The following is an 11,806-nucleotide window of genomic DNA, read 5'->3' on the forward strand; positions in this document are numbered from 1 at the left end:
AGTGATGATTGAGTATGGTACTCGCTATGAGTCAGATTCTACTAAACCTGTGGGCTACTATAGTGAGACTGGTGGTGTTGACGGCAGTGAGACGACAACCACAACTTATAAAATTGACGCAGTCACTGGCGAAGTAACAGCGACAAGTACAACTACAATTATCGAACCAATTGCTAAAGTTATCATTATCGGCAGTCAACCGGTGCCAGTCGAAGAGCCCCCAGTTGATGAACCAGCAGTTGTCACCCCAGTCGACGAACCACAGGTAGAAGCTCCGGTTGAGGAACCTCAGGTAGACACGCCAGTTGACGAACCAGCCGTTATAACACCAGCCGACGAGCCAGTTGTTGTAGCGCCAATTGATGAGCCACAGGGTACAATTTTGGTTGACGAGCTAATAGTTGTAGCTCCGGTTGAGGAACCTCAGGTAGAAACATCAGTTGTGGATTCAATTATCACAGCAAAAGGCGACAGCGTTACACATGAATTACCAGAGCTTGACATTACAGCCATTCTAAGTCAGGGTCACATTTTACCTACTGAAATCTTGCAAGAAACAACAGTTACTCCAACAATTTCGCATCTAGTTGGTGGTGGTGCTGCAGCTGGCGGTTCAGCAGAGGCGTATCACAAGGAACTGGTAACACTGAACAATCTGCTAGCAATCAATCCTCAGGACAAACTGCTAAAACATTGCCGATTACTGGACAAGAAGATGCTTTGACATCTCTTGGACTTGTAGTGGGAATGCTTGGATTTGGTTTAGTGAAAAGAAAAAAAGCTGAACTTGGCTAAAATATATATTTATTATGATGGGAAGTTGACCTTGTGTCAGCTTCTTTTTGGTTTTCTGCTCCTCGATTTATTATCAGTGTAGAAGGTTGAATAAAGCTAAGCCTTGTCTTCTTGGATTTTTCATGTTTCCGCTATATTTTTTCTTTTAAATCAACTATAATAGAATCATGAAAGTTTTACTCTATTTGGAAGGCAAGACAGTTCTGGAAAAATCAGGGATTGGTCGGGCCCTCCACCATCAAATGGAAGCCCTGGACATGGCTGGAATTCCCTATACGACGGACCTTTTAGGGCATTATGATGTCATTCATATCAATACCTATGGGCCACGTTCCTGGTTGCTTCTGCACGCTGCCAAACGCCATGGAAAGAAGGTCATCTTGCACGGGCATTCGACCAAGGAAGATTTTCAAAATTCCTTTATCGGATCCAATCGCCTGGCGCCATTTGTGGGAAAATATCTGGCCAGCATGTACCAAAAAGCAGATTTTATTATTACCCCGTCAGAGTATTCTAAGCAGCTCATCCAATCCTATGGGGTGACAACTCCAATCGTTGCCGTGTCCAATGGGATTGATTTGGACAAGTACAAGAAAGATGCTCGCAAAGAGGCTGTTTTTCGGGATTATTTCGGTATTAAAGAGGGACAACCAGTCGTGGTCTGTGCCGGGCTTTATTTCCGCCGCAAGGGCATAGAGGATTTTGTCAAGGTGGCTGAAAAGCTGCCCCATGTGCGCTTCATTTGGCTAGGCTCTATCAATAAATGGATGATTCCATCCTATATCCGGAAAATTGTAGAAGGAGCTCATCCGCCTAATGTCGAGTTTCCTGGTTACTTCAAGGGGGCTGTTTTTCAGGGGGCAATGAGCGGAGCGGATGCCTTTTTCTTCCCATCCTATGAAGAGACGGAAGGGATTGTCGTCTTGGAAGCTCTAGCCAGCCACCAGCATGTTGTGCTGAGAGATATTCCAGTTTATGAAGGCTGGATTGATGAAACAAGTGCTGAATTGGGCAAGACTGTCGATGATTTTGTCCAATCCATTCAAAATATCTTAGATAAAAAAGTAGACAAGCGCGAGGCAGGTTATCAGGTGGCAGTTAGTCGCTCGATGGACAATGTAGCCCACCAGCTAGTAGAAGCCTATCGCCAAGTCATGGAGTTGTAAATGCGTATTGGATTGTTTACAGATACCTATTTTCCGCAGGTTTCGGGGGTTGCGACGTCTATTCGGACCCTGAAAACGGAGCTGGAAAAACTAGGTCATGCAGTATTTATTTTTACGACCACTGATGAGGGTGTCAACCGCTATGAGGATTGGGATATTATCCGCATTCCTAGTGTGCCCTTCTTTGCCTTTAAGGACCGTCGAGTGGCCTATGCTGGCTTTGTGGATGCCTTGAAAATTGCCAGCCGTTACAAGCTGGATATTATTCATACCCATACGGAGTTTTCTCTGGGGATTTTGGGGAAATTGATTGCTAAGGAATTGGGGATTCCAGTTATTCATACCTACCATACCCAGTATGAGGACTACGTCCACTATATTGCCAAGGGGAAAATTATTCGCCCTAGCATGGTCAAGTATATCCTCAAACCCTTCTTCCGTGACCTTGATGGGATTATCTGTCCCAGCGAGATTGTAGAAGATTTGCTGAATAAGTATCAGGTTCCTATTTCCAAAAGGGTCATACCGACAGGAATTGATTTGGCCAAGTTTGACCGACCTGAGATTTGCCAAGAGGATATTGATGAACTGAGGCAGCAACTGGGGATTGCTAAGGATGAAACTATGCTGCTCAGCCTGTCTCGTATCTCCAATGAAAAAAATATTCAGGCCCTTGTCAAGGCCATGCCGGCTATTTTGGCTGAAAATCCCAAGGTCAAGCTGGTTATCGTTGGTGGTGGACCTTATGCGGGAGAGTTGCAGGAGATGATTGACCGCATGCAGCTGGCCAGTCATATTCAGATGACGGGCATGATTGCGCCGAGCGATACTGCTCTATACTATAAAGCGGCTGATTTCTTTATCTCGGCATCTACCAGTGAAACCCAGGGTCTGACCTTCTTGGAAAGCCTGGCATCAGGCACTCCAATCCTAGCCCATTCGAATCCTTATTTGGATAATTTGGTGACGGACAAGATGTTTGGAACCCTCTTTAAGCGGGAAAAGGACATAGCAGATGTGGTCATTGATGCGATTTTGGCGACGCCAAGCATGAATGCCTACTTGCTGGAGAAAAAGCTCTATGAAATTTCCGCCAAGAATTTCGGTCACCGAGTTTTTGAGTATTACCTGGATTTGAAAATTTCCCATGATTTCCAGAAGGAACACACCAATCAAGACAGTGTGGCAGAAGTATTGCTCAAGGGAGCAGTTACCTTACCAGCCAAGGTCGTTGTCAAATCAACCGACACCACAGCTCGCATTCTCAGAAAATCAGTTGCCCAGGTCAAGTCCGTTCGTAATTTCTTTGATTAGGAGGGATGAAAATGAAGAATTCAGGAAAAATCTTTTGGTACATCTTGCCTACTTTACTGGTCTATTATCTGGTGCCGGTGCTGATTATGTATTCTCCGCTGGATGACTTGACCATCAAGGGATTGTTGATTAACTTGATTTTAGTCTATCAACCAATCTTGATTTTACTGATTTCAATCATTTATACTGTCAAACATGGCTTTTCCTGGTGGTTTCCACTGCTACAAGGCTTGCTTTATCTGCCAGTCGATACCCTGATTTTTCCAAATGCAGAGGGCTCAGAAATCTACGTTATTCCTTACATTCTTGTAGGCTTTCTCGGAGCAGGAGTAGGGGTTTTGATGAGGAAGATGCTTGGAATTGGAAAATCTAGAAATTCTCGCAAAAATCCTTGAAAAATCCGAAAATCCTGCTATAATAACTGTTAGAGACTTATCCATTCTAGGAAATCTTTGAGAGAGTGCGCGGTTGCTGTGAGCGCATAGAGGATAGGATGGACACTACTCGGTATGATTTTATGCAAACATAAAAGGGTGGTTCCCTTATCGCCATTCTGAGGTCATCAGTTTTTTTGAGCTGGTGATGAATGAAGGTGGAACCACGTTACGACGTCCTTTTGTGAGGATGTCGTATTTTCTTTTGGAGGAGTAGTTATGCTACCTGATGACTTATTAAAACGGTGCCAAGATGTGCGAAGAGCCTATAGAGAGTTGGAACTCAAGCACCATGACAAAGAATGGTCTATTGAAGAGGACCTCTTGGCCTTGACCAATGATATTGGCAACATGAACCGCCTGATTATGACCAAGCAGGGTCGTTACTATGATGAAACACCCTATACCTTGGAGCATAAAATGGCTGAAAATATCTGGTGGTTAATCGAATTAGCTGACCGCCTGGATATTGATATTCAAAAAGAAATGGAAACCTTTTTAGCTCAAAAAGAAGAGCTACTAGGGATTAAAAAATAAATAAAAAATAGAAAGGACTAGGGTCTCCGTATTTGGTTGAACTGAATACGGGCTACGGACTGGGCCAAAAAGATAAACGAGAACTAGACGCTTGCGTCGTCGTTCTGTTTCCTATTTTGTCTGTGTCCGCTTAACGCCCTTTATATCTTATATTATGATTAAAATTACTTTCCCAGATGGTGCTGTTCGTGAGTACCAAGCTGGCGTGACAACTTTTGAAATTGCGGAGAGCATCAGCAAGTCTTTGGCGAAAAAGGCACTTGCTGGTAAGTTCAATGGTAAATTGATTGATACTACTCGTGCCATTGAAGAGGACGGCACGCTTGAAATCGTAACACCTGACCATGAAGATGCCTTGGACATCTTGCGTCACTCAGCTGCCCACTTGTTTGCCCAAGCGGCTCGTCGCCTTTTCCCAGACATTAAGTTGGGTGTTGGTCCAGCTATTCAAGACGGTTTCTACTATGACACGGACAATGCGGCTGGTCAGATTTCAAATGAAGACCTGCCGCGCATTCAGGAAGAAATGATGAAGATTGTCAAGGAAAACTTCCCTTCAGAACGTCGCGAGGTAACTAAGGAAGAAGCTCTTGAGATTTTCAAAAATGATCCCTACAAGTTGGAATTGATTCAGGAACATTCTGATGACGAAGGCGGTTTGACCATTTATACACAGGGCGAATACGTTGACCTTTGCCGTGGCCCACACGTTCCGTCAACAGGTCGTATCCAGATTTTTGAATTGCTCAATGTGGCAGGTGCTTACTGGCGTGGTAAGAGTGAAAATCCAATGATGCAACGGGTCTATGGTACAGCTTGGTTTGACAAGAAAGACCTCAAGGCTTACCTTCAAATGCGTGAGGAAGCCAAAGAGCGTGACCACCGTAAACTTGGTAAGGAATTGGATCTCTTCATGATCAGCCAAGAAGTTGGTCAAGGTTTGCCATTCTGGTTGCCAAATGGTGCAACTATCCGTCGTACCTTGGAACGTTACATCACAGACAAGGAACTGGCTTCAGGTTACCAGCACGTTTATACGCCACCTTTGGCTTCTGTCGAACTCTACAAGACTTCGGGTCACTGGGAGCATTATTCAGAAGATATGTTTCCAACTATGGACATGGGTGACGGTGAAGAGTTTGTTCTTCGTCCGATGAACTGTCCGCACCACATTCAAGTTTACAAAAACCATGTGCGTTCTTACCGTGAGTTGCCAGTGCGTATCGCTGAGCTTGGTATGATGCACCGCTATGAGAAATCAGGTGCATTGACTGGTTTGCAGCGTGTACGTGAGATGACGCTCAACGACGGTCATATCTTTGTGACACCTGAACAAATCCAAGAAGAGTTCAAAAAAGCTCTCCAGTTGATTATCGATGTGTACGCAGATTTCAACCTAAATGACTATCGTTTCCGCCTCTCTTATCGTGACCCAGAGGACAAAGAGAAGTACTATGACAATGATGAGATGTGGGAAAATGCCCAGCGTATGTTGAAGGGCGCTATGGATGAAATGGGCGTGGACTACTTCGAAGCTGAGGGTGAAGCGGCTTTCTACGGTCCGAAATTGGATATCCAAGTCAAGACTGCCCTTGGTAACGAAGAGACCCTGTCAACCATTCAGTTGGACTTCCTCTTGCCAGAACGTTTTGGCTTGACCTACATTGGTGCTGACGGCGAGGAGCACCGCCCAGTCATGATTCACCGTGGTGTTATCTCGACCATGGAACGCTTCACAGCTATCTTGATTGAAACCTATAAGGGTGCCTTCCCAACCTGGTTGGCTCCAACCCAAGTGACCATGATTCCAATCTCTGTGGAAGCTCACTTGGACTACGCTTGGAAGGTTGCCAAAGAATTGCAAGACCGTGGCGTTCGCGTACACGTAGATGAGCGTAACGAGAAGATGCAATACAAGATCCGTCAGAGCCAGACCAGCAAGATTCCATACCAGCTCATCGTCGGTGATAAGGAAATGGAAGACAATGCTGTCAACGTCCGTCGCTACGGAAGCAAGGCAACGCAAACTCAGTCTGTATCAGAATTTGTGGACCATATCCTAGCAGATATTGCCCGCAAGTCACGTCCAGCTGATGCTGAATAAATAAAGTAAGAAGTCCGAAAGGGCTTCTTTTTTGGCAGAAAAAAATCCCAAGTTGTCAAAATAGAATAGACTAGATTTCTTTAGAAAGCTGATTGTCATTTTACTGGACATTCGATTCAGAAATTTCTTTTAAAATTTTTAAAAACTTATTGGCGACCCGGGATTGATTGTTTTGTTTTTTCCAGAGAACTTGTAGAGGGTCATGGTTACCTTCTTGTAATTTTATAAATTTTAGTTGGCTATATTCATCAGTCAGGACAATGCCGTTCAAGCAAAGTGCAACACCAACACCTGCTTTGACAAGAAGGGCAGCATTATATAGAAGATTATAAGTTGCAACAATGTGATAATCACCAACTTTATCTAGTTCTTCAAAGGTGATGTTGGGCTGAGCAGATACTATCAGTGGATATTTGATTACATCATGAAGTTTTGGGGTCTGAAGAGTGGCTAAGGGATGATTTTTTGGAACAAGTATCCCCCAAGAATCTCTATTTGGAAGAGGTAAGTGATTATATTTACTTTCATCAAAAGAACCAAAGGTTATACCGATATCAATATTGCCTTGGTCTAAATACTCTTGTACATAGTCAGCGTTACCACTAAGAATGTGTACTTTAACTTCTGGATAGGTAGTGGTCAATTTTTTAACGGCTCGTGCCATGATATCCAGAGATTGACTTTCCGCGGCTCCAATACTAAGTTCACCCGAAATACCATCGTTTCTACGGATGTTATTTTCTGTTTTATTGACTAAGGATAGAATTTCTATGGCGCGATTGTAAAGGTAACGCCCGTCTTCGGTTATCTGAATTTCTCGGCTACCACGATCGAAAAGCTGAGTTTCTAATTCTGTTTCCAAGTCTCGAATTTGTCGAGAAAGGGTTGGCTGTGTGATATGCAAGGCCTTGGCGGCATTAGATATAGATTTGGTTTGTACGATTGTGACAAAGTAATTAAGAACACGGATATCCATTACTATCTCCTAGTGTTTTTTTTAGAATTATTATACCACAACATATGCCTCATAGGCATACATAGAACACAAAACAAGTATTTGATTATGGGTTGTGTTTGTAATAAAATATCTAAAGAAAACAGGAAAGGAAACAGTAACTAAAATAAGGTATGAAGTATGCATCAAGAAATTAAATCGTTTATTGAAACAGGAGAAATCATTAAAAAAGGAGACATTGTTTATGAACTTATTCACGAAATTACTGCTGAAACCTTACCGCTTATAGAAAAATTGAATACAGAAGTCCAAAGCGAAGCGAGTAAGCGTGACTTGTTGGAAAAAATCATGTGTAAGAAGTTGGATGATACAACGTCAATTGCATTGCCTTTCCGAACGGATTTCGGACGCCATATTTCCATCGGTAAGGAAGTTTTTATCAATACGGATGTGATGATGACAGATTTAGGTGGGATTGTTATTGAGGACAAGGTCTTGATTGGTCCTCGTGCTATGATTATCTCAGTTAATCACCCTCAAGAATCATCACAGCGACGGGGCTTAATTTTGAAATCCGTCCATATTAAGAACAATGCTTGGATTGGTGCGGGAGCAACTATATTACCAGGGGTGACGGTTGGTGAAAATGCTATAGTAGGTGCTGGAAGTGTTGTGACAAAGGATGTACCTGATAATACAACTGTTGCAGGTGTACCTGCTAAAATTATAAATACAAATCATTAATTTTTGGAAGGAAATATTAAATTGAAAACCGCTATTTTTGAAAAAGCTGGGTCAATGATTATCGAAGAGGTTAATAAACCGACGATTCAAGCACCGGATGACGCCATTTTAAAAATTGTCCGTGCCTGTGTTTGTGGTTCGGACCTCTGGTCATACTCACATGGGGATGGTAAAGAAGGTCATTCTGTCAATTCTGGACACGAGGCACTTGGTATTGTTGAAGAAGTTGGTCCCGAAGTGACAGATATTCATCCCGGAGATTTTGTCATTGTACCCTTTACGCATGGTTGTGGTGAATGCGATGCCTGCCGTGCTGGATTTGACGGCACTTGTGATAATCATGTAGCTCCGACCAACTGGGGAAACGGTTACCAGGCAGAATACCTACGTTTTCACTATGCGAACTGGGCACTGATTAAAGTACCTGGTCAGCCATCTGATTACTCAGAAGATCTGCTGAAGTCTTTACTGGCCTTGGCAGATGTCATGCCTACAGGATATCATGCTGCGAGGGTAGCACAAGTGAAACAAGGCGACAAGGTCGTTGTGATTGGAGATGGCGCTGTCGGTCAATGTGCCGTTATTGCTGCTAAAATGCGAGGTGCGTCTCAAATCATTATGATGAGCCGTTATGAAGATCGTCAGAAATTAGCCCTTCAACTGGGTGCAACTGCTGTTGTTGCTGAACGTGGTGAGGAAGGTATTGCAAAGGTGCGTGAAATTTTAGGTGGAGGAGCGGATGCTGCCCTTGAGTGCGTTGGTACAGAATCTTCTATTGAACAGGCACTGGGGGTCCTTCATAATGGCGGTCGTATCGGCTATGTTGGTATCCCTCACTACAATAACCGTCCGATTGGCTCGACGTTTGCACAGAATATTTCCTTCGGCGGTGGTTCAGCATCGGTCACTACCTATGTCAAAAATGAATTACTCGAAGCCGTCTTGGATGGAAGGATTAACCCTGGTAAAGTTTTCACAAATACCTATGATTTCAGTGAAATTAACCAAGCCTATCAAGATATGGCGGACCGTAAAGTGATTAAATCTATGTTGATTGTTTCTGAGTAACCGTAATCTCATAAATTCATTCGCTCAGAAATCTGGAATATTATCAGCACTATTTTGTCCTTTAACATAGTCACTTTCTATCAACTAGCAGAATGATTTTGTAAATCAGCGAAGTCCGAAAGGACTTCTTTTTTGGTATAATAGTCAAGGAAAGAGGTGCTTAAATGAAAAGGATAATGAAGTTTATTGTAGGTCTTTTATTAGGAATTATTGGTTTCTTTGGCATTTTGTTGCTTTGTCTATTGCTGCTCTTTAGTCCCAAAGTGGCTAGTCGAGAGGAATTGATATCGTATCAGATGATGCTAGAACAGGGTATGGAGTCATATGGTTTCACTGGTAAGGTGGAGTTGACAAAATTTCGTCCTATTGCCATTGGTAACCCATGGGATGTTTTAGAGTATGATTATACTGAGGTTATAGATGGTCAGTCAATTACACTTCAATCCTCTGATACTTTGGTCAATAACCGAATTGAAGGACAGGAGGCATTAAACGGACTACTAAATATGACGGCCTATTTTGATGATAGTCCAAGTGGAATGTTGTATCAATTTGATGGTATCGTTGACCAAGCTATGTGGCATCAGCCGAGAGGTAAATATTTACTGAATCAGGCACAGCAGATATTTAAATTGATGGAAGAAAAAGATTTCACTTTGTTTGAAGTGGATGGTAGGCTTGAAACTCAGGATGAAAAACTGATAAAGTTTTATGAAAAGGTAGAGGAAAATCGCTATAATGGTCGGGCTTTTGCAGGTTTTTATGATATTAATTTAGACTGGCTCATGGAGGAAGAAATGGCGGTAATCGAAGTTGAATTTTTTAATAAGAAGGACCTTGGTTTAGAAAACGACTTAGTAGAGGAAGATAAATTACTAGCTGATTTAAAACAGAAAGTCGAAACATTTGACTATTCTAATGTGGAAGACGGAACCTATAGAATTGGTTTTCGTAGACCTGGAGTGCAGTCGACAAGTTTTTTCGTAACAATCAAGGTAAAAGATCATCATCATTCATTCTTAAAATAGTTGTAACAAACACAAAAAATCCCAACCATCTGGCTGGGAGGAACGTTTATTCAATACTGCTTGCCCAAGACTTAGCTACGTAGCGTGATAGGCTGGAAATGGCGAAGTTGATGAGGAAGTAGATGAGGGCAACCATGAGATAGAGAGCAAAGACCTGCTCGGCCTCAAAGTAGCGTCCCATGAGGATTTGGCTGGAACCAAAGAGTTCCTGGAGGGCAATAACGGAATAGAGGAAACTGGTGTCCTTGATGACCGTTACGATTTGTGAAATGATGGCTGGCAACATCTTGCGAATAGCCTGTGGCATGATGATATAAATTATAATCTGGACAGGTGTGAATCCTTGCGCCAGACCAGCCTCTGTTTGACCTGGACCAATGGCATTGAGACCACCGCGGATGATTTCTGCCATAGCAGCGGTCGTGAAAATGGTAAAGGCTGTAATACCAGCTGGCGTTGATTTCATCTGAAATACCAAGAAAACAGTGAAAATCCAGAGCAGGTTGGGTACGTTACGGACAAATTCGATATAGATTGTTGCAATCCACTTGAAGAGTGGATTTTTTCCATTTCGCATGATGGCCAAAATCATTCCGAAGAGGACAGATAGGACCACAGAGATGCTTGAAATGTAGAGAGTTAGCTGCAAACCAGACCAGAGCAATTGGAAGGTCGATGGTTTGAGAAGTTCTGAAATAGTATTCATCATAGACCTCCTTAATGACTGAAGGCAGCCTTGTTTTTCTCTTCAATCCGGCGTCCCCAGCTAGCAACTGGGAAACACATGATAAAGTAGAGAAAGGCCGCGCCTGCAAAGGCTGGAATGTAGTTGGCATTCATGGCAGACCAGGACTTGGTCATGAACATGATGTCTGCACCAGAGATAATAGCGACCGTGGCCGTATTTTTAATCAAGTTAACCACTTGGTTGGTTAATGGTGGAAGAATGGTTGGGATAGCCTGTGGCAAGATGATGATGCGCATAGTCTCGCTGGCAGTAAAGCCTTGAGATAGGGCAGCCTCAGTCTGACCAGTCGGTACTGCCTCGATACCTGCACGGATAACTTCGGCAATATAGGCACCGTGGTAAAGCCCGACACAGATAACCGCTGTCCAATAGATAGATGGCATGAGCACATAGTTGGAAATCAAGGGCAGACCGTAATAGACAATCATGAATTGCACCAAGAGTGGTGTGTTTTGGTAGTATTCAACATAAATACGGGCCAACAATTTGAGTGATTTTTTCTTGCTGGATGATAGGCTACCGAAGAGAATTCCTAGCAGCATGGCCGTGATAAAGGCACCGATAGAAATAGCTAGGGTAAAGAGGAAGCCTTGGAAAAAGACTGGAAAATCATTGAAGTAGCTCAGCCAGTTTTCCCAAGCATAGGGGCTAGTTGCAAAAACAAACATAACCGTTCCTTTCTAGTGTGTAGTAGTAGGTGGTTGGATGTGAGTCTCGGCTCACTTACTGTGGTTCGAGTCAACATCTCAGCGCAGTGGTTGATTGGCAGTTTCGTTCGCGTTTTACGCTCCGAACCAGCCCTAACGAATGATATGAACTGTGTTCGTTCAATTTCCAACCTCCAAAGGTTCCCCGAACCTTGGAGCTGTGCGGGGGAGGGAGTAAAACGGTCTGGGAATAGTCCGTTTTAGCC

At 43.2% G+C, this 11,806-nt stretch carries 12 protein-coding genes; 9 read left to right on the forward strand and 3 right to left on the reverse strand.

Annotation, left to right across the window (positions count from 1 at the left end):
* Positions 1–4: 4 nt before the first annotated feature.
* From ACHBID_RS00555 to thrS, 6 genes are all read left to right on the forward strand, one after another.
* Positions 5–724, forward strand: coding sequence for a G5 domain-containing protein (locus tag ACHBID_RS00555; protein WP_105160158.1), 720 nt, complete (start codon positions 5–7; stop codon positions 722–724).
* A gap of 238 nt (positions 725–962) precedes the next feature.
* Positions 963–1,961, forward strand: coding sequence for a glycosyltransferase family 4 protein (locus tag ACHBID_RS00560; RefSeq protein ID WP_105110781.1), 999 nt, complete (start codon positions 963–965; stop codon positions 1,959–1,961).
* Positions 1,962–3,275 (forward strand): glycosyltransferase family 4 protein, encoded by a 1,314-nt coding sequence (locus tag ACHBID_RS00565; protein ID WP_105160159.1) that lies wholly within the window; start codon positions 1,962–1,964, stop codon positions 3,273–3,275.
* 11 nt (positions 3,276–3,286) lie between these two features.
* On the forward strand, positions 3,287–3,670 hold the full coding sequence (locus tag ACHBID_RS00570) for a hypothetical protein (protein ID WP_105160160.1): 384 nt from the start codon (positions 3,287–3,289) through the stop codon (positions 3,668–3,670).
* 258 nt (positions 3,671–3,928) lie between these two features.
* Positions 3,929–4,246, forward strand: coding sequence for a MazG-like protein (locus ACHBID_RS00575; protein ID WP_105128098.1), 318 nt, complete (start codon positions 3,929–3,931; stop codon positions 4,244–4,246).
* A 154-nt stretch (positions 4,247–4,400) separates the two neighbouring features.
* On the forward strand, positions 4,401–6,350 hold the full coding sequence (thrS, locus tag ACHBID_RS00580; protein ID WP_105160177.1) for a threonine--tRNA ligase: 1,950 nt from the start codon (positions 4,401–4,403) through the stop codon (positions 6,348–6,350).
* 100 nt (positions 6,351–6,450) lie between these two features.
* Here thrS and ACHBID_RS00585 read toward each other — a convergent pair whose 3' ends face one another.
* Positions 6,451–7,326, reverse strand: coding sequence for a LysR family transcriptional regulator (locus ACHBID_RS00585; RefSeq protein WP_105160161.1), 876 nt, complete (start codon positions 7,324–7,326; stop codon positions 6,451–6,453).
* Between the two features lie 171 nt (positions 7,327–7,497).
* On the opposite strand from ACHBID_RS00585, the gene ACHBID_RS00590 reads away from it, so the two are divergent.
* The 3 genes from ACHBID_RS00590 (at position 7,498) to ACHBID_RS00600 (ending at position 10,145) form a co-directional block, all read left to right on the forward strand.
* Positions 7,498–8,049 (forward strand): DapH/DapD/GlmU-related protein, encoded by a 552-nt coding sequence (locus tag ACHBID_RS00590; protein WP_394719786.1) that lies wholly within the window; start codon positions 7,498–7,500, stop codon positions 8,047–8,049.
* A gap of 21 nt (positions 8,050–8,070) precedes the next feature.
* The gene (locus tag ACHBID_RS00595; protein WP_394731335.1) at positions 8,071–9,117 is read left to right on the forward strand and encodes a zinc-binding dehydrogenase; all 1,047 of its coding nucleotides are present in this window, start codon (positions 8,071–8,073) and stop codon (positions 9,115–9,117) included.
* Positions 9,118–9,293: 176 nt separating this feature from the next.
* Positions 9,294–10,145: a hypothetical protein gene (locus tag ACHBID_RS00600; protein ID WP_153056039.1), complete on the forward strand. Its 852-nt coding sequence runs from the start codon at positions 9,294–9,296 to the stop codon at positions 10,143–10,145.
* Between the two features lie 46 nt (positions 10,146–10,191).
* On the opposite strand, the gene ACHBID_RS00605 is transcribed toward ACHBID_RS00600, so the two are convergent.
* Together ACHBID_RS00605 and ACHBID_RS00610 are read right to left on the reverse strand one after the other, a co-directional pair.
* Positions 10,192–10,851, reverse strand: coding sequence for an amino acid ABC transporter permease (locus ACHBID_RS00605; RefSeq protein ID WP_105160163.1), 660 nt, complete (start codon positions 10,849–10,851; stop codon positions 10,192–10,194).
* A gap of 11 nt (positions 10,852–10,862) precedes the next feature.
* Positions 10,863–11,561 (reverse strand): amino acid ABC transporter permease, encoded by a 699-nt coding sequence (locus ACHBID_RS00610; protein WP_105122699.1) that lies wholly within the window; start codon positions 11,559–11,561, stop codon positions 10,863–10,865.
* Positions 11,562–11,806 lie beyond the last annotated feature (245 nt).

Origin of the sequence: Streptococcus sp. A25, assembly GCF_043674095.1 — a bacterium.
GTDB lineage: Bacteria > Bacillota > Bacilli > Lactobacillales > Streptococcaceae > Streptococcus > Streptococcus suis_V.